The sequence below is a fragment of the Blastococcus xanthinilyticus genome, assembly GCF_008124835.1.
Lineage (GTDB): Bacteria > Actinomycetota > Actinomycetes > Mycobacteriales > Geodermatophilaceae > Blastococcus > Blastococcus xanthinilyticus.
Map to the genome: position 1 here is coordinate 63188 of NZ_VNHW01000006.1, position 25984 is coordinate 89171.

At 73.9% G+C, this 25984-nt stretch carries 30 protein-coding genes and 1 pseudogene; 11 read left to right on the forward strand and 20 right to left on the reverse strand.

Translation table 11 applies throughout. The features are described from left to right. Complete coding sequence (dusB, locus tag BD833_RS10755) at positions 1-1161, reverse strand: tRNA dihydrouridine synthase DusB (RefSeq protein ID WP_166533146.1); 1161 nt, start codon at positions 1159-1161, stop codon at positions 1-3. 118 nt (positions 1162-1279) lie between these two features. On the opposite strand from dusB, the gene BD833_RS10760 reads away from it, so the two are divergent. Beyond that, entirely contained in the window at positions 1280-1795 is a 516-nt protein-coding gene (locus BD833_RS10760; RefSeq protein ID WP_166533147.1) for a cupin domain-containing protein, read from the forward strand. A 199-nt stretch (positions 1796-1994) separates the two neighbouring features. Here BD833_RS10760 and BD833_RS10765 read toward each other — a convergent pair whose 3' ends face one another. After that, a complete protein-coding gene (locus tag BD833_RS10765) occupies positions 1995-3392 on the reverse strand; it encodes a glycine--tRNA ligase (RefSeq protein WP_279536012.1) in 1398 nt (465 codons plus the stop codon). A gap of 168 nt (positions 3393-3560) precedes the next feature. Here BD833_RS10765 and BD833_RS10770 point away from each other — a divergent pair, with 168 nt between their 5' ends. Further along, complete coding sequence (locus BD833_RS10770; RefSeq protein WP_208092581.1) at positions 3561-4151, forward strand: hypothetical protein; 591 nt, start codon at positions 3561-3563, stop codon at positions 4149-4151. A 45-nt stretch (positions 4152-4196) separates the two neighbouring features. Here BD833_RS10770 and BD833_RS10775 read toward each other — a convergent pair whose 3' ends face one another. The 7 genes from BD833_RS10775 to BD833_RS10805 form a co-directional block, all read right to left on the reverse strand. Further along, positions 4197-4583, reverse strand: a complete 387-nt coding sequence (locus BD833_RS10775; protein WP_243737586.1) for an HNH endonuclease — start codon at positions 4581-4583, stop codon at positions 4197-4199. 123 nt (positions 4584-4706) lie between these two features. Next, positions 4707-5459 carry a sulfite exporter TauE/SafE family protein gene (locus tag BD833_RS10780; RefSeq protein WP_166533149.1) on the reverse strand — a complete coding sequence of 251 codons (753 nt, stop codon included), beginning with the start codon at positions 5457-5459 and terminating at the stop codon, positions 4707-4709. 49 nt (positions 5460-5508) lie between these two features. After that, entirely contained in the window at positions 5509-5769 is a 261-nt protein-coding gene (locus tag BD833_RS10785; RefSeq protein WP_243737587.1) for an antibiotic biosynthesis monooxygenase, read from the reverse strand. 11 nt (positions 5770-5780) lie between these two features. Further along, positions 5781-6545, reverse strand: a complete 765-nt coding sequence (locus tag BD833_RS10790; protein WP_166533151.1) for an isoprenyl transferase — start codon at positions 6543-6545, stop codon at positions 5781-5783. Next, entirely contained in the window at positions 6535-7326 is a 792-nt protein-coding gene (gene recO / locus BD833_RS10795; protein ID WP_166533152.1) for a DNA repair protein RecO, read from the reverse strand. The genes BD833_RS10790 and recO overlap by 11 nt, the downstream gene beginning before the upstream one ends. Before the next feature lies 1 nt (position 7327). Next, complete coding sequence (era, locus tag BD833_RS10800) at positions 7328-8245, reverse strand: GTPase Era (RefSeq protein ID WP_166533153.1); 918 nt, start codon at positions 8243-8245, stop codon at positions 7328-7330. Positions 8246-8371: 126 nt separating this feature from the next. Beyond that, the gene (locus BD833_RS10805) at positions 8372-8572 is read right to left on the reverse strand and encodes a hypothetical protein (protein ID WP_166533154.1); all 201 of its coding nucleotides are present in this window, start codon (positions 8570-8572) and stop codon (positions 8372-8374) included. A 175-nt stretch (positions 8573-8747) separates the two neighbouring features. Between BD833_RS10805 and BD833_RS10810 the strand changes: the two genes are divergently transcribed. Beyond that, the gene (locus tag BD833_RS10810) at positions 8748-9290 is read left to right on the forward strand and encodes a hypothetical protein (protein WP_166533155.1); all 543 of its coding nucleotides are present in this window, start codon (positions 8748-8750) and stop codon (positions 9288-9290) included. A gap of 31 nt (positions 9291-9321) precedes the next feature. On the opposite strand, the gene BD833_RS10815 is transcribed toward BD833_RS10810, so the two are convergent. From BD833_RS10815 to BD833_RS10860, 10 genes are all read right to left on the reverse strand, one after another. Continuing rightward, complete coding sequence (locus BD833_RS10815; protein ID WP_166533156.1) at positions 9322-9654, reverse strand: cytidine deaminase; 333 nt, start codon at positions 9652-9654, stop codon at positions 9322-9324. Between the two features lie 6 nt (positions 9655-9660). Beyond that, positions 9661-11019, reverse strand: coding sequence for a hemolysin family protein (locus BD833_RS10820; protein ID WP_166533157.1), 1359 nt, complete (start codon positions 11017-11019; stop codon positions 9661-9663). Continuing rightward, complete coding sequence (ybeY, locus tag BD833_RS10825; protein ID WP_166533158.1) at positions 11016-11543, reverse strand: rRNA maturation RNase YbeY; 528 nt, start codon at positions 11541-11543, stop codon at positions 11016-11018. The genes BD833_RS10820 and ybeY overlap by 4 nt, the downstream gene beginning before the upstream one ends. Before the next feature lie 5 nt (positions 11544-11548). Then, positions 11549-12691: a PhoH family protein gene (locus tag BD833_RS10830; protein WP_243737588.1), complete on the reverse strand. Its 1143-nt coding sequence runs from the start codon at positions 12689-12691 to the stop codon at positions 11549-11551. Positions 12692-12798: 107 nt separating this feature from the next. Next, positions 12799-13623 carry an enoyl-CoA hydratase/isomerase family protein gene (locus tag BD833_RS10835; RefSeq protein WP_166533159.1) on the reverse strand — a complete coding sequence of 275 codons (825 nt, stop codon included), beginning with the start codon at positions 13621-13623 and terminating at the stop codon, positions 12799-12801. A gap of 76 nt (positions 13624-13699) precedes the next feature. After that, positions 13700-14059, reverse strand: coding sequence for a histidine triad nucleotide-binding protein (locus tag BD833_RS10840; protein WP_243737589.1), 360 nt, complete (start codon positions 14057-14059; stop codon positions 13700-13702). Positions 14060-14138: 79 nt separating this feature from the next. Further along, on the reverse strand, positions 14139-14879 hold the full coding sequence (locus BD833_RS10845) for an ABC transporter ATP-binding protein (RefSeq protein ID WP_166533160.1): 741 nt from the start codon (positions 14877-14879) through the stop codon (positions 14139-14141). Beyond that, the gene (locus BD833_RS10850; RefSeq protein ID WP_166533161.1) at positions 14876-16702 is read right to left on the reverse strand and encodes a branched-chain amino acid ABC transporter ATP-binding protein/permease; all 1827 of its coding nucleotides are present in this window, start codon (positions 16700-16702) and stop codon (positions 14876-14878) included. The genes BD833_RS10845 and BD833_RS10850 overlap by 4 nt, the downstream gene beginning before the upstream one ends. Then, the gene (locus BD833_RS10855; RefSeq protein ID WP_166533162.1) at positions 16702-17577 is read right to left on the reverse strand and encodes a branched-chain amino acid ABC transporter permease; all 876 of its coding nucleotides are present in this window, start codon (positions 17575-17577) and stop codon (positions 16702-16704) included. Before BD833_RS10855 ends, BD833_RS10850 begins: the two co-directional genes overlap by 1 nt. A gap of 136 nt (positions 17578-17713) precedes the next feature. Continuing rightward, on the reverse strand, positions 17714-18889 hold the full coding sequence (locus BD833_RS10860) for an ABC transporter substrate-binding protein (RefSeq protein WP_166533163.1): 1176 nt from the start codon (positions 18887-18889) through the stop codon (positions 17714-17716). Between the two features lie 313 nt (positions 18890-19202). On the opposite strand from BD833_RS10860, the gene BD833_RS10865 reads away from it, so the two are divergent. The 6 genes and pseudogenes from BD833_RS10865 (at position 19203) to BD833_RS10885 (ending at position 24004) form a co-directional block, all read left to right on the forward strand. Next, positions 19203-20156, forward strand: coding sequence for a putative selenate ABC transporter substrate-binding protein (locus BD833_RS10865; RefSeq protein WP_243737590.1), 954 nt, complete (start codon positions 19203-19205; stop codon positions 20154-20156). A 14-nt stretch (positions 20157-20170) separates the two neighbouring features. Beyond that, complete coding sequence (locus tag BD833_RS10870) at positions 20171-20899, forward strand: phosphonate ABC transporter ATP-binding protein (protein ID WP_279536015.1); 729 nt, start codon at positions 20171-20173, stop codon at positions 20897-20899. Then, a complete protein-coding gene (locus BD833_RS10875; RefSeq protein ID WP_166533164.1) occupies positions 20896-22512 on the forward strand; it encodes a PhnE/PtxC family ABC transporter permease in 1617 nt (538 codons plus the stop codon). The genes BD833_RS10870 and BD833_RS10875 overlap by 4 nt, the downstream gene beginning before the upstream one ends. Positions 22513-22696: 184 nt before the next feature. Continuing rightward, positions 22697-22909 (forward strand): annotated as a pseudogene (locus BD833_RS23240) (carbon starvation CstA family protein); the annotation flags it as partial. Positions 22910-22988: 79 nt separating this feature from the next. Then, positions 22989-23795, forward strand: a complete 807-nt coding sequence (locus BD833_RS10880) for a carbon starvation CstA family protein (RefSeq protein WP_279536013.1) — start codon at positions 22989-22991, stop codon at positions 23793-23795. Next, positions 23792-24004 (forward strand): YbdD/YjiX family protein, encoded by a 213-nt coding sequence (locus BD833_RS10885; protein ID WP_208092582.1) that lies wholly within the window; start codon positions 23792-23794, stop codon positions 24002-24004. The genes BD833_RS10880 and BD833_RS10885 overlap by 4 nt, the downstream gene beginning before the upstream one ends. Before the next feature lie 111 nt (positions 24005-24115). Here the strand turns inward: BD833_RS10885 and BD833_RS10890 are convergent, their stop codons facing one another. Continuing rightward, positions 24116-24511, reverse strand: coding sequence for a MarR family winged helix-turn-helix transcriptional regulator (locus BD833_RS10890; protein WP_166533165.1), 396 nt, complete (start codon positions 24509-24511; stop codon positions 24116-24118). Between the two features lie 206 nt (positions 24512-24717). Here BD833_RS10890 and BD833_RS10895 point away from each other — a divergent pair, with 206 nt between their 5' ends. Beyond that, the gene (locus BD833_RS10895) at positions 24718-25329 is read left to right on the forward strand and encodes an NADPH-dependent FMN reductase (protein ID WP_166533166.1); all 612 of its coding nucleotides are present in this window, start codon (positions 24718-24720) and stop codon (positions 25327-25329) included. Then, positions 25326-25961, forward strand: coding sequence for a monooxygenase (locus BD833_RS10900; protein WP_166533167.1), 636 nt, complete (start codon positions 25326-25328; stop codon positions 25959-25961). Before BD833_RS10895 ends, BD833_RS10900 begins: the two co-directional genes overlap by 4 nt. Positions 25962-25984: the final 23 nt, after the last annotated feature.

Genomic DNA, 25984 nt, shown 5'->3' on the forward strand with positions numbered 1-25984 from the left:
TCATCCGCCGCTCGTCTCCAGTTCAGCGCCCACGGGGGGCCGGGGGTCGTCGCGGTCGGTGAGCCAGCCCTCGGGCAGGGCGACCGGCCGCCGGGCGGTGGTGCGCCCGCGCGGCGCCCCGAGGACGGCGGTCGGGTACGGCTGGTCGGGGATGCCGGCGAGCAGCTCGGCGAGCTCGTCGAGGCCGCTGACCATCGCCAGCGCCCGCCGCACGTCACCGCCCACCGAGAAGCCCTTGAGGTACCAGGCCACGTGCTTGCGGAAGTCGCTGCAGCCGTGCCGCTCGCCGTGCTCGGCGGCCAGCAGCGTGGCGTGCCGGTGCATGATCGCGGCGACCTCGCCAAAGGTGGGCAGCGCCCGGCGGCTCTCGCCGGCGAACGCGGCGGCGAGGTCACCGAACAGCCAGGGGCGGCCCAGGCAGCCGCGGCCGATGACCACGCCCGCGCAACCGGTCTCGGCGACCATGCGCAGCGCGTCGTCGGCCTCCCAGATGTCGCCGTTGCCGAGCACCGGGATGTCGACCGCCTCCACGAGCCGGGCGATCGGCGCCCAGTCGGCGGAGCCGCTGTAGAGCTGGTCGGCGGTGCGGCCGTGCAGCGTGATCGCCGCGGCGCCCTCGTCCTGGGCGATCCGGCCGGCGTCGAGGTAGGTGACGTGGTCGGCGTCGATGCCGATGCGGGTCTTGATGGTGACCGGGACGTCGCGAGCCGCCCGCACCGCCGCGCGGACGATGTTCTGCAGCAGCACGCGGCGCCACGGCAGCGCGGAGCCGCCGCCCTTGCGGGTCACCTTGGGCACCGGGCAGCCGAAGTTCAGGTCGATGTGCGCCGGGCGGGTGCCGGCGACGCCCTCGTCGACGAGCATCTCCACCGCGCGGCCGACCGTCACCGGGTCGACGCCGTAGAGCTGCACGGAGAAGGCGTCCTTCTCGTCCGCGGTGGCCCGGATCATGCGCAGCGTCTTGTCGTTGCGCTCGACCAGCGCCCGCGTGGTGATCATCTCGCAGACGTACAGCCCGGCCCCGAACTCCCGGCACAGCGTGCGGAACGCCGGGTTGGTGATGCCGGCCATGGGCGCGAGCACGACGGCGGGGTCGACGGCGAGCGCCCCGAGCCGCAGCGGCGGGAGCGCCGTCGTCGTCGGCTCGAGCGTGCTGGTCACGGCACCCAGGGTAGGCGGCGACCCGGGTCACTCCGGGCCCGGCGCGGCTCCGGACGCCCCGCGGTGCCCGCCCGGTGGATACGGTCCCTCCCCGGCTGCCGTCGCGAAGGGTCCGCCGATGTCCTTCTTCCCGCCGCCCGAGACCTACCCGCCGGACCGGCACGCCGGGCCGCCGAAGGCGTCGGCGCGCTGGCGGCGCGCCGGGTCGCCGCCGGACCTGGTCACCGGCCGGGGATCGTGCGAGTACCTCGCCACGGGCGCCGGCACCCGCGGCGACTACGGGCTCTACCGCTGGAACATGGGCCCCGAGCCCAGCGGCCCGGTCCCGCACGTGCACCGGACCATCTCCGAGTCGTTCTTCGTCCTCGACGGTGTGGTGCGGATCCACGACGGGCGGACGTGGTCCGAGGCCCGGCCCGGCGACTTCGCCTTCGTACCGGAGGGCGGGATCCACGGCTTCCGCAACGAATCCGGCGAACCCGCCTCGATGCTCATCCTCTTCTCCCCCGGTGCACCGCGGGAGCGCTACTTCGAGGGCCTGGCACACCTGGCCCACGGCGGGCAGCGGCCTACCGACGAGGAGATGGCGGAGTTCTACGCGCGGCACGACACCTGGTGGGTCGACGACGTCTGACCCCGGGCCGCGAGGGCGTCGGACGCGACGGTGCGCGCCGTCGGCTCAGGACGCGTCCGGGGCCACCGATGCCCCGTGGTCCGCTGTTCCGGAGCGCCAGATGTCCGGTGGAGGGACAACGCCGGCCGATCGGCCCCCGCATGCACCGACGGCCGGCTCCCGTTGCGGGAGCCGGCCGTCGGTGAACGCGGAGCGGCGGTCAGCAGCCGGGCAGACGGGCTCCGAGGTAGGACTCGACCTGGTCGAGGGCGACCCGCTCCTGGCTCATCGAGTCGCGCTCGCGGATGGTCACCGCCTGGTCCTCGAGGGTGTCGAAGTCGACGGTGATGCAGAACGGCGTCCCGACCTCGTCCTGGCGGCGGTACCGGCGGCCGATGGCGCCGGCGTCGTCGAAGTCGACGTTCCAGTTCCGCCGCAGCGCGGCCGCGAGGTCCTTGGCCTTGGGCGAGAGGTCGGCGTTGCGCGACAGCGGCAGGACGGCGGCCTTCACCGGCGCCAGCCGCGGGTCGAGCTTCAGGACGGTGCGGACGTCGACCCCGCCCTTGGCGTTGGGCGCCTCGTCCTCGGTGTAGGCCTCGACGAGGAAGGCCATCAGCGAGCGGGTGAGGCCGGCCGCCGGCTCGATCACGTACGGCGTCCAGCGGGTGTTGCTCGCCTGGTCGAAGTAGGACAGGTCGGTGCCCGAGTGCTCCGAGTGCGTCGACAGGTCGAAGTCGGTGCGGTTGGCGATCCCCTCGAGCTCACCCCACTCCGAGCCCTGGAAGCCGAAGCGGTACTCGATGTCGACGGTGCGCTTCGAGTAGTGCGACAGCTTCTCCTTCGCGTGCTCGTAGTGCCGCAGGTTCTCCGGGTCGATGCCCAGGTCGGTGTACCAGCGGGTGCGCTCGTCGATCCAGTACTGGTGCCACTCCTCGTCGGTGCCGGGCTCGACGAAGAACTCCATCTCCATCTGCTCGAACTCACGGGTCCGGAAGATGAAGTTGCCCGGCGTGATCTCGTTGCGGAACGACTTGCCGATCTGGCCGATGCCGAACGGCGGCTTCTTGCGCGCGGCACCCATGACGTTGGCGAAGTTGACGAAGATGCCCTGGGCGGTCTCGGGGCGCAGGTAGTGCAGGCCGGACTCGTCCTCGATCGGGCCGAGGTAGGTCTTGAGCATCATGTTGAAGTCGCGCGGCTCGGTCCACGCGCCCTTGGTGCCGCAGTTCGGGCAGGTGATGTCGGCCAGGCCGTTCTCCGGCAGCCGGCCCTTCTTCTCCTCGTAGGCCTCTTCCAGGTGGTCGGCCCGGAACCGCTTGTGGCAGCTCTGGCACTCGGTCAGCGGGTCGGTGAAGACACCGACGTGGCCCGACGCCACCCAGGTCTGCCGCGGCAGGATCACCGAGGAGTCCAGGCCGACGATGTCGTCCCGGCTCTGGACGACGGTGCGCCACCACTGCTTCTTGATGTTCTCCTTGAGCTCGACGCCCAGCGGCCCGTAGTCCCAGGCGGAGCGGGTGCCGCCGTAGATCTCGCCGGACGGGAAGACGAATCCCCGTCGCTTGCAGAGGTTGACGACCTTGTCGAGGCGGGCGGGGTCGTGCTTGGCGGTGCTCACGGAGAGGAACTCCATCCGGCTGGCGGTCGGCGGGTGACCCCTAGACGTTAGCCGCCGCCTGCTGCGCTCCCGGCCGACGGTCGGCCGCGGACCCCGCCGGTCCCGGTGCCCGGACACGCCGCGCGCGCATGCGCGTCGCACGGGCCCAACACCCTAGGGTCCGCGCTCATGCCGCTCTTCTCGCGCCGCGCCGCGCCGTCCTCGGACGTACCCGTGCTGCCCTATGATTCGCGGTCGGCCGAAGGACTGGCTGCGCGCTGGGTCCGGTGGGTCGCCTCCGCCGGCCCCCTCAAGAACCCGCTGGACGACGCCACGGGCGAGCACGCCGCGGTCAACCAGCCCGACGACGTCTGGTTCCTCGCCGGCTCCTACGGCAAGCGGGTGCTGCGCCGTTGCTTCGTGCCGGCCGGCCGAGAGCTGTTCCTGCCGGCGTTCAACATGTGGGAGTACCCCTCGACCGGGCCGGCGCCCGTCGTCGAGGACGCATGGGGATCGCTCACGGTCGACGGCAGGCAGTGGGAGCTTGCGACGATCGGGACCCCCGAGCCGTTCGTCGTCGCCGGTGCCCGCCTGAACGGCGTGACGTCGCGCAAGACCCCGACCCCGACGACCGTGTGGGGCCTGTGGGCGCTGATCGGCCCGCTGTCACCGGGGCCGCACGAGGTGCACGCGGCGGGCGGCGACGGCCACGGCTTCGAGGTCGATGTGACCTACCAGATCACCGTGGGCGGCGCCGACCCCGGCTACCGCACGCCCTAGCCCCGACCGGGCCGGGCCTCGACCCGGGCTCAGCCGCTCCGCGGTCTACGCCTCCCGGCCCGCGGGGGCCCACTCGTCGGCGTCCCCGGCGAACTGCTGCGCCAGCAGCATCCGGACCTCGGCGTGCCGCACCAGGAAGGCCCGCTCGTCCAGCCGCTTGCGCCGCAGCCAGCCGGTGACCTCGTCGTTGCACTTGCTGGCGTTGCAGGAGCCGCAGGCAGGGACGATGTTCTCCAGCGTGTACCGGCCGCCGCGGGACAGGGCCAGCACGCAGTCCCGCTGCAACGGGACGCCGGTCGCGCCGCAGTAGGCGCAGCCGTTCCAGGCCTTCTGCAGCAGGGCCCACTGCCCAGGGCTCAGGTCGTGCTCGACGGCGTCCATGCGGCGCTTGCGTCGCCGGGCGTACCGGGCGGTGCAGGAGCGGCTGACCACCGGCCGACCGTAGGCCCCGGGGCGCTCCGGCGCGGGAGCGACGGGCGGGACCGCCGGTTCCGGGTGCGGCGCACCTGCGCCCGCGGCGCACCGGCTGGCTGGCCCTCGGCAGGTGACCGGGGCTCAGCCGCCGGTGACCGCCCGGATCACCGTGGTGGCGCCGGTGACCAGCACCAGGCCCAGCGTCAGGCGGCCGAAGAGCGCCGCCGGCACCCGTCCGCCCAGCGCCGTGCCGAGCGCGTTCCCGATCAGCGCCCCCGGCAGCCAGCAGGCCAGCAACCAGCCCACGCGGTCCGCGGCCAGGTCGCCGGTGAGCCCGATGAGCAGCAGTGCGAGGGCGTTGCAGGCTACGAAGTAGACCGCCAGATCGGCGACGAACTGCCGGGGAACCGCCTGCTGCCGGGACAGCAGGATGACCGGCGGCGGCCCGTTCAGCGACGTCGTGATGCCCAGGAACCCGCCGAGCATCCCGGCCCCGCCGGCCGGCAGCCGTGAGCGCGGTGCCGCTCCGGCCGGCCGGGAAGCAGGCGGCCGGAGGAGCAGGTAGCCGGCCACGAGCACCGCCACCCCGCCGGCGGTCATCTCCAGCACCGGCCCGTCGACCACCGTCCGGGTGGCCGCACCGAGCAGCAGCCCCGGGACGCAGCCGACCACGAGGGCGGTGGCGCGCCGCCGGTCGACGGCGTCCCGGAACTTGACGGCGACCACCAGCCGGGTGACCAGGCCGATCGTGAGGTTGACGACCACCACCTCGGCCAGCGGGAACCCGGCGAGCAGCAGCAGCGGCGTGCACACCAGCGCGAAGCCGAAACCGGTGATGCCGCCCAGGACGGCCGCGGCGCAGACCACGACGGCGCCCACGACGAGCAGCAGCACGTCTGCTCCCTCCCGCTCCCCGGGCGGCGGTGCTCCCGGGTGATGGCCGTCAGTCGGTGATGTAGACGCCGGGCTCGTCCACGGCGTGCACCCACACCGGCGCGCCGGTGATCTTCACCTCCGCGGCGGAGAGCGCGCGGCGGTAGGCGCCCACGCCGTCCCAGCGGGTGACCAGCGCCCAGAGCTCCGGGTCGTCGGCCGAGCGGCCGAACTCCCCGTCGCGGAACCCGGGCCGGGCGCGGAGCGCGGCCAGCAGCGCCGCCACGTCGGCGGTCAGCGCCGCCGCGTCGGCGGTGCGGAAACGGGTCACGGCGAACACGGTCAGGCGCTGCCGAACCGGCGCTGGCGAGCGGCGAACTCCTCGCACGCCGCCCACAGGTGCCGGCGGTCGAAGTCGGGCCAGAGCGTGTCGAGGAAGACGAACTCCGCGTAGGCCGACTGCCAGAGCAGGAAGTTGCTCGTGCGGTTCTCCCCCGAGCTGCGCACGAACAGGTCGACGTCCTCCATGTCGGGCTCGTCGAGGAAGCGGGCGACGGTCGATTCGTCGACCTTGTCCGGGTTCAGCCGGCCCGCGGCGACCTCGCGGGCGATGGCCGCGGCGGCGTCGGCGATCTCGGCCCGCCCGCCGTAGTTCACGCACATGGTCAGGGTGAGGACGTCGTTGTCCCGGGTGAGCTCCTCGGCCATCTCGAGCTCCTTGATGACGCTGCGCCACAACCGCGGCCGGCGGCCGGCCCAGCGCACCCGCACGCCGAGCTCGTGCATCTCGTCGCGGCGGCGTCGGATGACGTCGCGGTTGAAGCCCATGAGAAACCGCACCTCCTCGGGGCTGCGCCGCCAGTTCTCCGTGGAGAACGCGTAGGCGCTGATCGCCTTCACACCCAGCTCGATCGCGCCCTCGACGCAGTCGAACAGCGAGGACTCCCCCGCCTCGTGGCCGGCCGTGCGCGGCAGCCCGCGCTGCTTGGCCCACCGGCCGTTGCCGTCCATGACCAGGGCGACGTGCCGGGGCACCTTGTCCGCGGGCAGCTGCGGTGGCCGGACGCCGGACGGGTGCGGGTTCGGGGGCTTGACCTCACGCCTCACTGAGCAGGCTCGCTTCCCGGCGCGGGGCCGACTCGGAGCGGTCGACCAGCGGCAGCGAGCGCAGCCCGCGCTCCAGGTGCCACTGCAGCATCGCGGCCACCAGCCCGCTGCCCTCCCGGCGGTTGATGCCCTGGCTCGCCTCGGCCCGCGCCCAGTCGCCGGTGAGCAGGGAGTCGAGCAGCTCGATGGTGACCGGGCTCGGCATCGCCGACCCGGTGGGCCGGCACGCGGGGCAGACGGTGCCGCCGGCCGGGACCGAGAAGTGCCGGTGCGGTCCGGCCTCACCGCAGCGTGCGCACTCCGCCAGCGCCGGCTCCCAGCCGGCCACCGACATGGCCCGCAGCAGGAAGGCGTCGAGCACCAGCGGCGCCGGGTGCGACTTCTCCCCCAGCGCCCGCAGCGCGCCGACCACCAGCAGGAACATCCGGAGCGATGGCTCCTTCTCCTCGGCGGTGAGCCGGTCGGCGGTCTCCAGGACGGCGGTGCCGGCGGTGTAGGCGGGGTAGTCGGCGACGACCTCCTGGCCGTAGGCGCGGATCGACTCCGCCTGGCTGACGATGTCCAGGTTGCGGCCGGTGTAGAGCTGCAGGTCGACGTGCGTGAACGGCTCCAGTCGGGCGCCGAACTTGCTCTTGGTGCGGCGCACGCCCTTGGCCACCGCGCGCACCTTCCCGGTGCGCCGGGTGAGCACGGTGATGATCCGGTCGGCCTCACCGAGCTTCTGCGTGCGCAGGACGATGCCCTCGTCCCGGTAGAGGGCCTTCGGGGTGTGCGCGCTCACCTCAGTAGCCCAGCCGGTTCAGCTTCTTCGGGTCGTCCTGCCACTCGCCCAGCACGGTGACGTGCAGCTCCAGGTGCACCCGGGCGCCGAGCAGCGTCTCCATGCCCATCCGCGCCTCGCTGCCGATCGCCTTGATGATCGACCCGCCCTTGCCCAGCAGCATCGGCTTCTGGCTGGGGCGCTCGCAGTGCAGCAGCGCGTGCACCTCCACCAGCTCGGCGCCGGGGCGCTTCGGGTCGGGGCGCCGGTTCAGCTCCTCCACGGTGACGGCCAGGGAGTGCGGCACCTCCTGGCGCACCTTCTCCAGCGCCGCCTCGCGGACCAGCTCGGCGATCTGCCGCTCGACGTCCTCGTCGGTGGTCTGCTCCTGCGGGTACAGCGGCGGGCCCTCGGGCAGCAGCCCCACCAGCAGGTCCTCCAGCAGCTCGACCTGGTCACCCCGGACGGCGCTGACCGGCACCAGCTCGGCGGCCTCGACCAGCTGGCTGGCGGCGACGAGCTGCTCGGCGACCTGCTTCTTCGCCGCGGCGTCGGTCTTGGTCACGACCACGACAACCGGCGCCTTCACCTCGGCGAGCTGGCGGGCGATGAACTTGTCACCGGTGCCCACCGGCTGGTCGGCCGGGATGCAGAACACGATCACGTCGACGTCGGAGAGCGTGTCGCGGACGACGTCGTTGAGCCGCTTGCCCAGCAGGCTCTTGGGCTTGTGCAGCCCCGGGGTGTCGACGAGGACGATCTGCCCGCCGGCCCGGTGGACGACGCCGCGGATGGCGTGCCGGGTGGTCTGCGGGCGGTTGCTGACGATGCCGACCTTCTCGCCGACCATCGCGTTGGTCAGCGTGGTCTTCCCGGCGTTGGGGCGGCCCACCAGGGCGACGAAACCGCTGCGGTGCGGCGTCTGCTCAGGGCTGCTCACCCGGCCAGTCTCCCACCGGCCGCCGACATCCCGGGCCCCGCTCCCGGAGTGTTCCTCGCGCTCCCGGTGTCCGGCAGCGCTCCCGGCCCGCGAGGAGGGCCCCCGGAGCGGGCGGGTGGCGGGTCGTCAGGACCAGGGCGAGCCCACCCGGTCGCGGCGTGCGGCGGCGAGCCGGCTGAGCGCACGGACGCCGGCCAGGACGTCGCGGGCCAGCCGCCGGCCGGCCTCGGACCAGGAGCCGGCCGGGTCGCGGGGACGTCGTCCGGGCCCGCGCCCCAGCGCCCGCAGCGCCAGGACGAGCAGGAGGAGGAACAGCAGCGTCGTCACGCCTCGACGATCGTCCGCCCGGCGCTCCGCCGACAGTGGCAGGGCCGACGTCGTCCGCAAGGAACCTGCCACGGCACCCCTCGCGCCCTGGGAGTCCGGTGACCCCGGCTCGGCTGGGATGATCGCCGTCGTGGCAGGACGACAGCGGGACGGGTCGCGTCCACCCCGGGCCGCGGTGGACCGCGCGCGCCGGCAGCACGTCGAGCAGGTGTCGCGTCACCGGTTCGTGGCCGGCTGGGGGCCGAAGCGCTCGGCGACCGTCGTCCCCGCGCCGCTGCGCTACTGGCAGTACCGGCCGGGCGGGCCGCTGGCCGCCGTGCTCGCCCTCACCGTCGTCGCCGTGTGGCTGGCGCTGTTCGCCTGGACCGGCGGGTGGCCGGCCGCCCGGGGCGAGCTGCCCCTGGCGCTGGCAGCCGGCGCCGCCCTGTACGCGCTGAGCACCGGCCGGCTGACCGTCTCCGACTCCGGCATGTCCTTCGACGTCGCCGGCCGGCGGACCGACCCCGCCACCGTCCTGCCCTCGGCCCTGGTGCAGGAGGTCCGTGCCGGCGGCGCCCCGCCGGAGTGGCCGCGGCCGGCGGACCGCGGCGGCTGGTGGCCGGGGCGCACGCGGGTCGCGGTCCGCTACCGGGCCGAGGACGGCGCCGCGGCGGTCACCCTGCGGGTGCGCGATCCGGAGGCCTTCGCGGACGCCGTCGGCGTCCCGCTGTCCCGCTAGACGCTGCTGTCCGCTAGACGGTGCTGTCCCGCTAGACGGTGGCGCGCACGACCCCGTCGGGCCCGGCCAGGTGCACCGGGGCGCCCGCCGTGAGGTCGTGCACGGCGGCCAGCCCCTCCTGCTCGACCGCGTCGGCGGCGGAGACGACCACCGCGGCCTCCAGACCCTCGACCCCGCTGGAGACGGCGGCGGCGACCGCGGCCTGCAGGGCGGACAGCCGCAGCGACGGCAGCGCGACGCTCGCCGCGACGTAGGTGCGGCCGTCGGTGTCCCGCACCGCGGCGCCCTCCGGCGCACCGGTGCGGCCACGCGCCGAGCGGGCCAGGGTCACGAGCTTCGCGTCCTCGGGGTGCAGGTCAGCCACGAGGCGTCAGCCTTCCACGGAGGCCGGCAGCTCCGCGCGGGTGGCCCCCGACGCCTGCGGCTCCTCGGTGCTCTCCTCGTCGTCCTCCGACGGCTCGGGCAGCCGGCACACCAGCAGGGTGTCGATCCGGTTGCGCCGTCCGCCGGTGCTCTCGGCGACCAGCCGCAGGCCGCCGACCTCGGCCGCCGCGCCCTCGATCGGCACCCGGCCGAGTTCGCGGGCCAGCAGGCCGCCGACGGTCTCGACATCGTCGTCCTCGGTGAGCTCCACGCCGGGGAACAGCTGGGCGAGGTCCTGGACCGGCAGCCGCGCGATGACCCGCATCGAGCCGTCCTCGAGCTGCTCGACCTCGGGCCGCTGGAAGCGGTCGTGCTCGTCGGCGATCTCCCCGACGATCTCCTCGAGGATGTCCTCGATGGTCACCAGGCCGGCGAAGCCGCCGTACTCGTCGACCACGATCGCGATGTGGATCCGCTGGGCCTGCATGTCGCGCAGCAGCTCGTCGACCGGCTTGGACTCCGGCACGAACGTCGGCGGGCGCATCAGCTCCTCCACCCGCGGCCCGCGCTGGTCGGCGCCGTGCTGCGAGCGGCGGACCAGGTCCTTGAGGTAGACGACGCCGACCACGTCGTCGACGTTCTCGCCGATGACCGGGATCCGGCTGAAGCCGCTGCGCAGCGCCAGCGCCAGCGCCTGCCGCACGGTCTTGGTGCGCTCTATCCAGACGACGTCGGTGCGCGGGACCATGACCTCGCGGGCGATCGTGTCGCCCAGCTCGAACACCGAGTGGATCATGTTCCGCTCGCCTGACTCGACCACGCCGCGCTCCTCGGCCATGTCGACCAGCTCGCGCAGCTCGACCTCGGAGGAGAACGGGCCGTCGCGGAAGCCGCGGCCGGGGGTGATGGCGTTGCCGACGAGGATCAGCAGCGTGGCCACCGGGCCCAGCACCCGGCCGAGCAGCCGCACGACGCCTGCGGTGGCCAGCGCCGTCCCGTAGGCGTGCTGGCGGCCGAGCGTGCGCGGGCCGACGCCGACGAGGACGTAGCTGACGAGGGTGAGCACACCGGCGGCGGTGAGGAACGTGCGCCAGCCACCACCCCACACGCCGTAGAGCAGGACGGTGACCAGCACCGCCGCGAGCATCTCGCAGAGGATCCGCAGCAGCAGCAGGAGCGAGACGTGCCGCGCCCGCTCGCCGACGACCTCCTCCAGCGCCGCCGCCCGCTTCACGCCGTCGCGGCGCAGCTCCTCCACCCGCGCCTTGGACACCCGCTGCAGGGCGGCGTCCATGGCACCGAAGACCCCCGCGAGGAGGACGAGGCAGACGGCGACCACCAGCATCGTGATCGCGGAGCCGGTCATGAGGGGACGGTCCCCTGACGGGGCGAGCCGGGGTCACGGGTGGTGGCCGGAGCCCCGGTCACGGGTTCGCGCGGCGCGGCCTTCCACGACTCGATGAGCCGCGCCTGGAGGTCGAACATCTCCTTCTCCTCGTCGGGCTCCATGTGGTCGTAGCCCAGGAGGTGCAGCACGCCGTGGGTGGCCAGCAGCACCAGCTCGTCGTCCATCGAGTGGCCGGCGGCGCGGGCCTGCCGGACGGCGACCGCGGGGCACAGCACGATGTCGCCGAGCAGCGCGGGGCCGGGGTCCGGGTCGTCGGGCCGGCCGGTGTCGAACTCGTCCATGGGGAAGGCGAGGACGTCTGTCGGGCCCTTCTCCCCCATCCAGCGCTCGTGCAGGCTGCTCATGTAGTCGACGTCGACGCAGAGCACCGACAGCTCGGCCATCGGGTTGATCTCCATCTCGCCGAGCACGAACCGGCAGATGCCGGAGATCTCGGCCTCGTCCACCGCGATCTCGCACTCGTTGGACACCTCGACGGGCACGGCGGTCAGCTCCCCTGCCGGCGCGGCCGGGACGGTCGTGCCGGCGCGCCGGCGGCGGGTCGGGTCGGTGCGGGCTGCCGGGTGGCGTCCCAGCGCTCGTAGGCGTCGACGATGTCGCCGACCAGCCGGTGGCGGACCACGTCGGAGCTGGTCAGGTTGGCGAAGTGCACGTCCTCGACACCGTCGAGGATCTCGCGCACGATCTTCAGCCCGCTCTGCGCACCACCGGGCAGATCGACCTGCGTGACGTCACCGGTCACCACGATCTTCGAGCCGAAGCCCAGCCGGGTGAGGAACATCTTCATCTGTTCCGCGGTAGTATTCTGAGCCTCGTCGAGAATGACGAATGCGTCATTGAGCGTCCTACCCCGCATATACGCTAATGGCGCTACTTCAATTGTTCCCGATTGCATCAATCGAGGAATCGACTCGGGGTCGACCATGTCGTGCAGCGCGTCGTACAGCGGCCGCAGGTAGGGGTCGATCTTCTCCGACAGCGTGCCGGGCAGGTAGCCCAGCCGCTCCCCCGCCTCGACCGCCGGGCGGGTCAGGATGATCCGGTTGACCTGCTTGGTCGTCAGCGCCTGCACCGCCTTGGCCATGGCGAGGTAGGTCTTGCCGGTGCCGGCCGGGCCGATGCCGAAGACGATCGTGTGCTCGTCGATCGCGTCGACGTAGCGCTTCTGGTTCAGCGTCTTGGGCCGGATGGTGCGCCCGCGCCGGCTGATGATGTCCAGGCTCAGCACGTCGGCCGGGCGCTCGGAGCCACCGGCCTTGAGCATGGCGACGACCCGGCGCACCGAGTCGGGGCGCAGCGCCTGCCCGGTGCCGATCAGCGCGATCAGCTCGTCGAAGACGCGGACGGCGAAGGCGTTGTCGGCCGGCTGCCCGGTGACGGCGATCTCGTTGCCGCGCACGTGGACGTCGGCGTCGACCTCGGCCTCGACCAGCCGGAGCAGCTCGTCGGCGGACCCGAGGAGGGCGACCATGGGCACGCTGTCGGGAACGGTGATGGTCGTCCGGACCGGAGTGGGTGCGGAGCCGGCGGGCGGTCCGGCGAAGGCGCCGTCCGCCGCTGCGGCCTGCGCCGAGGCCTCACGGGACGTGGGTGCTCCGGGCACGGGGACGTTCGGGGAGGTGTCGGGCAAGAACCCTCGACCCTGCCTCTCTGCGACGGCGATGTGCGGGAACCGCACGGTGACCGGCTCGATGCTACCCGCGCCGGCCGACCCGAATCCCGGTTCGCCCCATGGGGTCAGCGTCCGGCGTACGTCGCCTTCCCCGGCCCCTCGGTCAGGAACGAGGCCACCGCCCCGCGCAGGTCCTCGGTGGCGAACAGCGGCCCGGAGACCTCCGGGACCAGGGCGTCGGCGGCCCGCGCCCCCTCGCGGACGGCGACGTTCGCCAGCCGCTTGGTCGCCGCGTGCGCCAGCGTGGGGCCGGCCGCCACCCGGCGCGCGTACTCGCGGGCGGCCTCGGCGAACCCCTCGTCGGGCAGCACCCGGTTCACCACGTTCCACCGCTCCAGGACCGCCGCCGGGTAGCGCTCGCCGGTGAAGACGAGCTCCTTCGCCCGCGCCACGCCGGCGCGCTCGGCCAGCCGCTGCGGGCCGCCCATCGACGGCGTGAGCCCGACGACGATCTCGACCAGGCCGAAGGACGCCTTCTCCGCGGCCAGCAGGATGTCGCAGGACAGCGCCAGCTCGAAGGCCGCGGTCAGCGTCAGTCCGTGCGCGGCGAACACGGTCGGCACCGGGAGGTCCTCGATCGTGTTGGCCACCCGCAGCAGCCGCGCCCACAGCTCGCCGCCCACCCGCGCCGGGTCCGGGCCCTCGGCGACGTCGCGGAAGTAGGTGACGTCCACCCCGCCGGAGACGACCTTGCCGCGGGCCTCGACCAGCACCGCGCGGGCCCGGTCGGCCCGGGACGGGTCGGTCAGCGCGACCAGCTCGCCGGCCACCGTCTCCATCGCGTCGAACGTCGCGGCGTCGAAGAGGTTCAGCGGCGGGTTGTCGAGGACGACGACGGCGACGTCCCCGTCGCGCTCGATGCGGAGGGGGGCGCTGCTGCTCTCGGACATGGGCACACCCTCTCAGCCCGCCCCTGCCCCCGCTCCCACGGCCACCGGGCCGGGCCGACGGCGCGCGCGGGGCCGGTCAGCCGGGCGGCCAGCCGAGGTCGCGGCCGCCGAGCAGGTGCAGGTGGACGTGGTGCACCGTCTGGCCCGCGGCCGGGCCGGTGTTGGCGACCAGCCGGTACCCCGGCTCGGCGCCGTCGCCGGCGACCAGGCCCTCCTGGCGGGCGACCGCGTGGGCGGCGGCGACGACCTCGCCCATCAGCGCCGGGTCGGCCTCGGCCAGGGCGCCGGCCGTCGGGTGGTGCTCCTTGGGGATGACCAGCACGTGGGTCGACGCCTGCGGGTTGATGTCCCGGAAGGCCAGGACGCGCTCGGTGTCGTGGACGACGTCGGCCGGGATCTCCCCGGCGACCATGCGGCAGAACGGGCAGTCGGGCACGGACCGACCTTAGGAGGACCCCCGTGCCCCCCACCACTCGCTTCGTTCGCGGCGGGAGCCCGTTCCGGCGGGTCGCCCGTCAGCTCGCGCTGTCGACGCCCAGGTAGGCCTGCACGATGCGCTCGTCGGCCAGCAGCTCGGCGGCCGGGCCGGAGTGCACCACCTCGCCGCTCTGCAGCACGTACCCGTGGTCGGCGGCGCGCAGGGCCCGGCGGGCGTTCTGCTCCACCAGCACCACCGTGGTGCCCGAGGCGCGGATCTCCTCGATCACCCGGAAGACCTCGTCGACGATCTTGGGCGCCAGCCCCATCGACGGCTCGTCCATGAGCATCACCTTCGGCGCGGCCACCAGCGCCCGGGCGATCGCCAGCATCTGCTGCTCGCCTCCGGACAGCGCACCGGCCGGGAGGCCGCGCCGCTCGGCGAGCACCGGGAACCGGTCGTACATGGCCTCGACCGAGCCGGCGGCCTCGCCGCCGGTCTGCCCGCGCCCGCCGCTGTGCCAGGCGCCCATCTGGAGGTTCTCCTCGATGGTCAGGGTGGCCAGGATCTGCCGCCCCTCGGGCACCTGCACCAGGCCGCGGCCGACCAGCTTGTGCGCCGGCGTGCGGGTGATGTCCTGGCCCTCGAACGTGATCCGTCCCCCCGCCGGTCGGAGCATGCCCGAGACGGCGTTGATGACCGAGGACTTGCCCGCCCCGTTGGCGCCGACCAGCGTCACCAGCGAGCCCGGCGCGGCCTGGAAGGAGACCCCCCGCACGGCCTCGACCCGCCCGTAGCTCACCCGCAGGTCGTCCACGGTGAGGATGGGCTCGCTCATGTCGGGTTCCTCGGGGTGGTGTCCGGTGTGTCCAGGGTGCCGGCGGCGCCGGGGGTCAGGTTGGTGACCGCGTCCGGAGGTGCGGCGTCGCGACCGGCCGCGGTGGCCCCCGAGCCGGCCGAGCCGGCGTCGTCCTCGTCCGACCCCAGGTAGGCCTCGATGACCGCCGGGTCGGCGGCGATCTCCCCCGGGGCGCCGCTGGCGATGACCTCGCCGAAGTTCAGGACGACGACGCGGGTGCAGGTCTGCAGCACCATCCCGACGTTGTGCTCGATGAACAGGATGGTCAGCCCGTCCCGGGCGAGGGAGGTGATCAGCTCCGACAGCCGCGCGGCCTCCACGTGGTTCATGCCGGCGGCCGGCTCGTCCAGGATCAGCAGGGACGGGTCCGACGCCAGCGCGCGGGCGATCTCGAGCCGGCGCTGGTCGCCGTAGGACAGCGCCTCGGCGCGGGCGGCGGCCCGGTCGGCCAGCCCGACCCGGTCGAGGCAGCGGACCGCCTGCCGGAGCGCGGCCCGCTCGTCCCGCCGCGCCGACGGCAGCCAGAGCAGCCGGCGCAGGAAGGTCGGCCGGCTGACCAGGTGGGCGCCGACCAGGACGTTCTCCAGCGCCGAGAGCCGGTTGAACAGCTTGGAGTGCTGGAAGGTGCGGCTGACCCCGGCCGCGGCGATCCGGTGCACCGGCGTCCGGCCGATCGTGCTGCCGAGCACCGTCGCGGTGCCCGAGCTGGGCGGCACCAGGCCGCTGATCATGTTGACCAGCGTGGTCTTGCCGGCACCGTTGGGGCCGATCAGGCCGACGACCTCGCCGGCCCGGATCTCCAGGTCCACGCCGCGTACGGCGTGCACCCCGCCGTACTCCTTGCCCAGCCCGGAGAGGCTGACCACCGGCTCGCCGGCCGCCGGGTGGTGCCGCCCGGCGAGGCCCCGGCCGGGACCCTCGCCGGCGTCCGCCCGGGCGTCGTCCGCGGCGCCGGCCGGCAGGCGGGTGCGGCGCCGGATCAGGCTGGCCAGGCCGCCGGGCAGGAAGAGGATGACGACGAGCAGCAGCAGGCTGGCGAGGAACGGCCGGATCCAGCCGGCCTCCACGCCGACGGCCCGCTGGATCTCGGGGACGATCGTCTGGAACCCGCTGCCCAGGATCGGCCCGAGGAACATCGTCGAGCCGCCGACCACCGCGGTGACCAGGCCCTCGACGGCGGCGACGAAGTCGAAGTCGTCCGGCGCGATGAGCCGGACGTAGTAGGCGTAGAGGACGCCGTAGAGCCCGGCGACCGCGCCGGCGGTGACGAACGCGGCCAGCCGGTGGCGGCCCACGTCGATGCCCATGGCGCGGGCGGCGAGCTCGTCCTCGCGGATGGCCTCGAGCGCGCGGCCGTACCGGGAGCGGCCCATGCGCCAGAACCAGTACGCGACCAGCCCCAGCGCCAGCCAGGCCATGCCGACGGTCAGGACGCGCGGCACCCCGAGGCCCTGCGCGCCGCCGGTCCACTCCTGGTTGGTCAGCACCACCCGCACCGCCTCGGCGAAGCCGAGGGTGGCGATGGCCAGGAAGACCCCGCGCAGGTGCATCGTCGGGAGGCCGAGGACGACGGCGGCGAGCGCGCCGACCGACATGCCGATGGCCACCGCGATCAGCAGCGCGGGGACGTCCCCGACGTCGGTGGGGCTCGGCGCCAGGTAGGCCCCGGCGAACGCCGAGAGGGCGGCGAAGCCGGCCTGCCCGAGGCTCAGCTGGCCGGCGATCAGGACCGCGTAGAAGGAGTAGGCGAAGATCGCCCCGAGGGCGATGAAGGTCAGCGTGGTGGCGTACTCGTCGAGCATCAGACCTCCCGGACCTTCCGCGCGCCCAGCAGGCCCTGCGGGCGCAGCAGGAGGATGACGAACAGCAGGCCGAAGGCGATGACGTCGATCCACGACGAGCCGATGTACTGGACGGCGAAGACCTCGGCGAGGCCCAGCAGCAGGCCGCCGATGAGCGCGCCGGGCAGCGACCCCATGCCGCCGACGATGATCACCGCGAGACCCTTCAGCTCGATCGCCGCGCCCATGCCGAGCTGCGCGGTGTTGACGTTGATGGCGAAGAGCACGCCGGCGACCGCGCCGAGGGCCGAGGAGATCGCGAAGGTGATCGCGGTGACCCGGTCGACGTTCACGCCGAGCACCCGCGCCGCCGTCGGGTTCTCCGCCACCGCCCGCATGCCGCGGCCCAGCCGGGTGCGGGTGACCATGTAGGTCAGGCCGACCATCAGCGCGAGCGAGACCGCCAGGATGACCACCTGGACCAGCGTCACCTGGGCCCCGGCGATCTCGAAGCGGGTGTCGGGGAACGAGCCGGTCGGGAAGCGGCGGGTGTCGGGGCCGTACCGCCACTGCAAGAGCGCGATGAACATGCCGGCGAGCGCGATCGAGGAGATCAGCCCGGCGAAGTGGGCGTCGGCCCGGCCCTTCAGCGGCCGGAACGCCAGGCGCTCGATGGCCAGGCCGAGGACGGCGCCGAAGACGAAGACGATCGGCAGCGCCGCCCACAGCGACAGCCCGCCCCGCTCCACCAGCTCGATGCCGACGAAGGCCGACGCCGCGAAGACCGCGGGGTGCGCGAGGTTCAGCCGGTCGAGGATGCCGAAGACCAGGGTGAACCCGATGGCGAACAGCGCGTAGATCGAGCCGATGAAGATGCCGTTGAGGAGCTGCTGCACAGCGTTGCCTGTTCTCGTCGTGGGTGCCCGGGCACGGTAGCCGACACGCGGCCGGGGGCCCGGTCGCCAGGACCGGGCCCCCGGCGGGGTCGCCGCGCGGCACCGGCCGGTCGGCCGGCCGGCGCCGCGGAGCGGGTCACTCCAGGACGGCGAAGGAGCCGTTCTCGACGACCTGCACGACCGCCGGGTGCTCGGCGTCGCGGTTCTCGTCGATGGAGAACTCGCCGAGCACGGTGGGCACGTCCTCGATCTCGCCGAGGGCCTGCTGGATGCTGTCCCGCTCGGCGGAGCAGTTCGCCCGCACGGCCTGGTCGACCAGCTTCAGCCCGGTGTACGCCTGCGCGGCGAACTGGTCGGGCGCGGCGTCGTACTCGGCCTCGTAGGCCTCGAGGAACGCCTGGTTCTCCGGGTTGTCCGAGGAGGAGTTCCACGCCGCGCCCACGACGACGCCCTCGGCCGCCTCGCCGGCGTCGGCCATGAGCCGCGGGTTGTTGAACCCGTTGCCGCCGATGATCGGGACGTCGATGCCGAGCTCGCGGGCCTGGGTCACCAGCGGCACAGCGGCCTCGATGAGCGCGGAGACGACGATCGCGTCGGGGTCGCTCTCCTGCGCCTGGGTCAGCAGCGCGCGGAAGTCGGTGTCGGACTTGGAGAAGGTGATCGTCTCGCTGACCTCCACGCCCTCCTCCTCCAGCGCGGCGGAGAAGGCCTCGTAGCCGGACTCCGTGAAGGCGTCGTCGTTGCTGTACATGACCACGACGTCCTCGAGGCCGAACTGCTCGGTGGCCGCGGCGATCGTCTGCGGGATGACCGCCTGCTCGGTGAGCGAGTCGCGGAAGATGTAGTCGCCGATCTCGGTGACGCCCGCGGCGGTGTTGGAGATGCCGAGCACCGGGACGCCGGCGTCCTGGGCGATCGGGTCGGCCTGGATCGCGGCGTTGGACAGCGTCGGGCCGATGATCAGGCTGGCGCCGTCGTTGACGAACTCGTCGAACAGCGTGATGGCCTGGCGGGGGTCGGTCTGGTCGTCCTCGATCGTGAGGTCGTAGGTGACGCCGTCGTTCTCGGCCAGCTCCGCGGCCGCGAGCTCCAGGCCGCGCTGCTGGGACTCGCCGTAGCTGGCCGCCGCACCGGTCAGGCTCAGCACCGCGCCGATCGGCACCTCGCCCTCGATGGTGCAGGACTCACCGCTGCCCTCGCCGGTCAGCCCGCCGGAGGCGGAGGTGTCCTCGCCGCCCTCCCCGGAGCCGCAGGAGGCGAGCAGGAGGGCCGCGGCGCCGGCCGCGGCGACGGTGCTGAGCTTGGTGCGCATGTCTCTCCCTTGTCGAGCACGACGACGCCGGTCCCGCGAGGGGCGCGGCGCCCGCTGGGGGGGCGCCGGCCGGCCCGCTCCGCGCGCGCCGTGTGGCCGGCCGCGATCGGCCCGCCGGTTACCGGCGTCACAGTAGGCCGTTCCGCGGGCCTCTCCGGCCGGGGGCCGGGCACCGTGCCCAGAACGTGACCGACCGGGCCCCGGGCCGCCTCCCGGCGCCGGCGGGGAGCCCGCCGGTGCAGGATGGGGCGCTCCCCGCTGCCGCCTCCCGGAGGTCTCCCGTGTCCCCTCTCCGTCCCCCCGCGCGGATCTAGTGCGCACCGTTCGCGCCGCCCGGTCGGGTGGCCCCGCCTACGGAATCCCCCGCCCGGCCCGGCTGACCGCCGTCGCCCTGCTCCTCGCCCTCGCCGCGCTGCTGACCGGCTGCGGCGGCGCCTCCCCCGCCCCGGCGGCCGCCGACGCCGCGGGTCCGCTGCGGATCGGCGCCATCCCCGACCAGGACCCCGAGGTCCTGCAGCGGCTCTACGGGACCCTGGCCGACTCCCTCGCCGAGGACCTCGGCATCGAGGTCGAGTACGTCCCGGTCACCGACTACGCCGCCGCCGTCTCCCTCTTCCGCACCGGCGACCTCGACCTCGTCTGGTTCGGCGGGCTGACCGGCGTCCAGGCCCGGCTCCAGACACCCGGGGCGGTTCCCGTGGCCCAGCGGGACATCGACGAGGACTTCCACTCGGTGTTCGTCGTGAACCGCGACACCGGGCTGACCCCGTCCGACGACCTCGCGCCGCTGGCCGGCCTGCGCTTCACCTACGGCAGCGAGACCTCGACCTCCGGCCGGCTGATGCCCGCCTTCTTCCTCGCCGAGCAGGGCGTCGACCCCGAGGGCTTCCCCGGCGGACCCGGGTTCTCCGGATCGCACGACGCGACGCTGTCGCTCGTGGCGTCCGGCAGCTACCAGGCCGGCGTGCTCAACGAGCAGGTCTACGAGGCCCGGGCGGCCGCCGGCGAGCTCGACCCCGCGGTGGTCCGCTACGCCCGGACCCCGGCCTACGCCGACTACCACTGGCTGCTGGGCCCCGACGCGGTGGAGCGCCTCGGGGCGGACCTGCCCGAGCGGCTCACCGACTACTTCACCGGGCTCTCCGCCGACGACCCGGAGGACGCCGAGGTGCTCGAGCTGTTCGGCGCCGGCGCCTTCCTCCCCACCGAGGCGGCGAACTACGACCAGATCGAGCAGATCGGCCGCGACCTCGGGCTGGTGAACTGAGCGCCGTCCTGCGGCTGGCCGGCCTCGAGGTCCGCTACGGAACCTCGCCCGCGCTCGCGGGGATCGACCTCGAGGTGGCCGCCGGAGAACGCGTCGCCGTCGTCGGCGCCTCGGGGGCCGGCAAGTCGACGTTGCTGAACGTCCTCAACGGCACCGTCGTCCCGACGGCCGGAACCGTCGAGGTGCTCGGCCGGGACCCGTCCGCGCTGCGCGGGCGGGAGCTGCGCCAGGTCCGCGCGCGCACCGGCACCGTGCACCAGCACCTGGAGCTGACCGGGGCGCTGCGGGTGGTGCACAACGTCAACGCCGGGCGCCTCGGCTCCTGGTCGGCCGCCCGCGCCGCCTGGTCGCTGCTGCGCCCGCAGGGGGTGCCCGAGGTGCGTGCCGCGCTCGACCGGGTGGGCCTGGCCGACCGCGTCTTCGAGCGCACCGACCGGCTCTCCGGCGGACAGCGGCAGCGGGTCGCCCTGGCCCGGCTGCTGGTCCAGCGGCCCGACCTCGTGCTCGCCGACGAGCCGGCGTCGGCGCTCGACCCCGCCCTGGCCGACCTGGCCCTCGAGCTGCTGGGCGAGCCGGCCCGCAGCCGCGGCGGCGCCCTCCTGGTCTGCCTGCACGACCCGGCCCTCGCCCTGCGGCACTGCGACCGGGTGGTGGGGCTCCTCGACGGCCGGGTGGCCCTGGACGCCCCCGCGACGTCGCTGACCCTCGCCGACCTCGAGCGGTTCTACGGGGTGGTGCGGTGACCGCCGTCCTCGCCCCGCCCGGACCGCGACCGCGGCTGCGCCGGGACCGGCGGCGCTGGGTGTGGGGGGCCGGAGCCGTCGCCGTCGTCGTCTGGTCGCTCGCCGGGGCGGGCCTGTTCTCCGGCCCCGTGGTGAACCCGGCGGGCCTGCGGCAGTTCGGCCGCTTCGCCTCCGCCGCCCTCTCCCCGGCGCTGGACGCCGAGTTCCTCGCGGTGCTCGGCCGGGCGACCCTGGTGACGGTGGCCTACGCCGCCTCCGGAACGGCCCTGGCCCTCGTCCTCGGCGCGCTCGGCGCCGGGGTGGTGGCCCGCACCACCTGGGGACGGCGGCGCACCGGCTGGACCGCGGCCCGTGGGCTGCTCGCGCTCCCCCGCGGCCTGCACGAGGCCGTGTGGGGTCTGCTGCTGGTGAACGTCCTCGGCCTGGACCCCTGGGTGGGCGTCCTGGCGATCGGCATCCCCTACGGCGCGATCACCGCGAAGGTCTTCGCGGACCTGCTCGACGAGGTGCCGCGCGGGAGCTACGAGGCACTGCTCGCGGCCGGGGCCGGCCGCGCGACGGCGTCGCTGTACGGGCTGCTCCCCCCGGCCGCCGGTGGGCTGCTGTCCTACTCCTTCTACCGGCTGGAGTGCGCCGTCCGGTCGGCCGTCGTGCTCGGCCTGATCGGCGCGGGCGGGCTGGGCTACCAGCTGGCGCTGTCGTTCGCGTCGCTGCGCTGGGACGAGGTCTGGACGGCGGTGTTCGCACTGGCGGCGCTGTGCGCGCTGGCCGACGTGGGGGGCCGCGCCGTCCGGCGCCGCGTCGCAGACCCGCGGCCGGCGGGCGAGGACCGGCCGTCCCGCGACCGGCTCCTCACGACCGCGGTGCTGGGATCGGTGGCCCTGGTGGCGTGGTCGTGGTGGTACCTGGCCCTGACGCCGGCGACGCTCACCTCTGCCGGCACCCTCGAGCAGCTGTCCTACGTGCTGGGCGCCGCCTGGCCTCCGGCCACCGACGGGGACCTGCTCGGGGCGATCGCGTCGGCGGCCGTGGACACCCTCCAGATGTCGGTGATCGCCATCGCCCTCGCCACGGCCGGCGCCGTCCTGCTGTCCGGCCTGGCTGCCCGCCGACCGGGAGCCGGACCGGGGCGGTGGGCCCTCGGCGTCGCCACCCGGTGGGCATTCCTGGTCCCGCGCGCGGTCCCGCCCCCGGTCTGGGCGCTGGTGCTGCTCTTCGTCCTGCTGCCCGGAGTCCTGCCGGGCGCGCTGGCGCTGGGCGTGTACACGCTGGGTGTGCTGGGACGCCTGGTCGCCGAGGCGACGGAGGAGCTCGACAGCCGTCCCCGGGACGCGCTGCGGGCGGCCGGCGCCTCCCCGCTGGGTGGCTGGCTCTACGGCGTGCTGCCCGTCCTGAGCGGGCCGGTGCTGGCGCTGGGCCTCTACCGATGGGAGGTCGCGATCCGCGACACCGTGCTCGTCGGGCTGCTCGGCGCCGGGGGGATCGGCGTGCTCCTCTCCGGCGCGATCGCCGCCTTCGACTGGCCCGCCGTCACCACCGTGCTCGCGGCCATCGTGCTGGTGACGCTGGTCGTCGACCTGGTCGGCGAGCGCGCCCGCACCGCCCTCCGCTGATCCTCACCGGCGCGGCGACACGTCGGGGAGCCGGAACGGTCGCCGGTCCCTATGCTGCCTCCCGGCATGCGCCGCCCGGAGCGCACGCAGGGCGCGAGGGAGCGCACACGTCCACCACGATCACCACCCCTGACGCGGGCGGCGGGAGGGCGGCATCGCGGCGCTGATCGCGGTCTTCGCGATCATGATCATCATCCTGGCGGTGCTGGCCCTGATCGTGGTCAACGCGCTCGCCGAGTCGCCGTGGGGCGTCTTCTCGATCGGCCTGACCATCCCCATCGCGCTGTTCATGGGCGTCTACCTCCGCCGGCTCCGGCCGGGCAGAGTGCTCGAGGCGACCGGCATCGGCGTCGCGCTGCTGCTCCTGGCGATCGTGGCCGGCGGCTGGATCCAGGACACCGCCCTCGGCGACTCCCTCACCCTCTCCCGGGAGTTCCTGGTCCTGGCCCTGGGGATCTACGGCCTTCGTCGCCTCGGTGCTCCCGGTCTGGCTGCTGCTCACCCCGCGCGACTACCTGTCGACCTTCATGAAGATCGGCGTGATCGTCCTGCTGGCGATCAGCCTGATCATCGCCCGGCCGGTGCTGCAGGCCGAGGCGGTCACCGACTTCGCCCGCGAGGGCACCGGTCCGGTGTTCGCCGGCTCCCTGTTCCCGTTCGTCTTCATCACCATCGCCTGCGGGGCGCTCTCCGGCTTCCACGCGCTGATCGCCTCCGGGACGACGCCGAAGATGGTGGCCAAGGAGAGCCAGGTCCGCCTCATCGGCTACGGCGGCATGCTGATGGAGTCCTTCGTCGCGATCAGCGCGCTCATCGCCGCGTGCGTCATCGACCAGGGCCTCTACTTCGCGATGAACAGCCCGGCGGGTGCCACCGGGGGGACGGCGGAGTCCGCTGCCACGTGGCTCGACGGCCTGGGCTTCGACACCAGCGCGCAGACCCTGGCCGCGGCGGCGGCCGCGGTCCAGGAGGACACCCTCATCTCCCGCACCGGCGGGGCCCCGACCATCTTCAACTCGACGCTCAACGGGATCCTGCAGTCGGTGTTCGCGCTGACGCTGGTGGTGGCCGTCCACGCCGCCGTCGTCATCGCGAAGGCGATCCGGTCGCACGGTCTGCCCACCACGGAGGAGCCGGCGGTCCCGCCGGAGCTCGTGGAGCCCTCCGGGCTGTTCCCCACCGCCGAGGAGAAGCGCCGGATGGCCGAGCACGATCGCCTGGTCGGTGCGGGGGCCGGTACGCACGGCACCTTCGACGATCGCCCGGACAGGACCCGGCCGTGACCAGCCCGATCGCCGCCCGCGGGGGCGACGCCGTCGTCCGCGCCTGGCGGGGCGTCGTCTGGTACCTGCGCGAGTGGAGCGGTGAGGCCCGCTGGGACCGGCACCTGGCGCACTGCACCGACCACGGGCACACGCCGATGAGCCGGCGCGAGTTCGAGCGGCAGCGCATGGACGAGGTCGAAGCGAACCCGGTGAGCCGCTGCTGTTGAGGAGGTGCGGCGTTCCGCGCCGCGGGGCGGAGACCCCCGGCGCGGGACGCCGACCCGCTCGCCCGGTGCGGGTCAGCAGGGAGCCGTACTCCGGCCGCTGGCCCGGGGGTCTCACGCGGGGGTGCCGCTCGCCCCACCTTCAGGACGCCGGTAGTCGCGGTGGTGGCCCACGATCGTCTGCAGCAGCGTCACCAACTGCTCGCGCTGCGGGGGCGAAAGGGGTTCGAGGAGCTCGGCCTGTGCCGCGAGCGCCCGCTCCTCCAGGCGATCGAGTGCCGCTGCGCCGTCGTCGGTGATCGCGATGGTGTGCCGTCGGCGGTCCTGCGGGTCCTCCCGACGGGTCACCCACGCCTGGGCCTCGAGGCGCTTCAGCACCGCAACCATGTCCCCGAGGTTCATCCCGAGCCTCCGGCCGAGCACGGCCTGGCTGACCGGGCCGTACTCCGCAAGACCTGCCAGCACCGCGAGGTCGGTACGGCTCGTCGAGTTGCCGAAGGCATCGGTCACCAGCCGGCGTGAGTCCACGTACACGTGACCCACCAGCCAGGTGACCAGCGACCACAGCTTGTCCGGCGGTGAAGCTCCCTCCGGCGCATCGCTCGAGTGCATGACACCACCCTAGCAAATCGTTTGCCCCTCAAACGGACTGCTACGGTCCCTCCTGAACGTTTGTTCGTCAAACGGTCCAGGAGGACCGCTGAGGAGGAGCGACTATGCCCCGTATCGCGATCATCGTCGGGAGCACCCGACCCGGACGGCGGGCAGAGTCCGTGGCCCGGTGGGTGCACCGGGTTGCGTCGGGCGGCGACCGGGCGCACGTCGAGGTGGTGGACCTGGCCGAGTACGGACTCCCGATCCTCGACGAGCCGGCGCCCGCGGCCATGGGGACGTACGCCCACGAGCACACCAGACGCTGGGCGGACGCGATCGCGTCCTACGACGGGTACGTCTTCGTCGCGCCGGAATACAACCACTCCCTTCCCGCTGCTCTCAAGAACGCCATCGACTACCTGTACAGCGAATGGGGCGACAAGGCAGCCGGCCTGGTGACCTACGGGCTCCAGGGGGGCGTCCGTGCGGGCGAACACCTGCGCTTGGTCCTCGCCGAGTTGAAGATCGCCGACGTGCGGACACACGTCGCGCTCTCGTTGAGGGACGACTTCCGCTTCGACGATCCCCGGCAGCCGGACACCCTGACACCCCCACGGCACCAGGAGGTGCTCCTGCTGCGCCTCCTCGACGAGGTCGCCGACTGGTCGGAGGCGCTCGCGCAACTCCGCCGCGGTGCTGCGGGTGCGGCACGCAAGCTGGAGGCACGCGCATGAGGTCGGACCAGCCCTCGTTCCCGGACGTGCGCCGCCCCGACAGCGGGATCGTTCTGGTGTCGCCCCGCTACGTCGCGACGGCGGACCGGCAGCGTGCGGCAGCCGCGGAAGCCGTCGCCCCCTACCGCGACAATTCCCCGCCCCCCGGGTTCCTGGCGCTCACGGCGTTCGGCAGCACGGACGGGCAGACACTGCTGACCTACGCGCAGTGGGCCGGCGACGACGACTACCGCCGCTTCGACGGGAGCCACGCCCCGGGTGCAGGCACCGGTCGGGCCCAGCCCATCCGGTTCGTCCCCTATCGCAGCGCCGTGCACGCTCCCGGGTCCGTTCCGGGCCTCGTCGTCGCTCCCACGTTCGACGTCGACGGTCCCGAGCGCCAGCGGACGTCGATCGATGCCCTCGTCGACGGCCCGCTGTCCGAACCGGTCCCCGGGTTGATCGCGAGCCACTTCCACGTCAGCCTGGACGGTTCTCGCGTCCTCAACTGGGCCGAATGGGTGGACGAGCACGCTTACGACGAATTCATGCGAAGCGCGCGTCCGGCCCGGTTCCTGGATGCGATCACGATGCCCGGTGTCCGCGGGATCGGCGGCAAGCGGTACGCACCGCTGGATTGGGTGGGCGCGTGACCAGCGCCCGCCCCGGCGCCCCG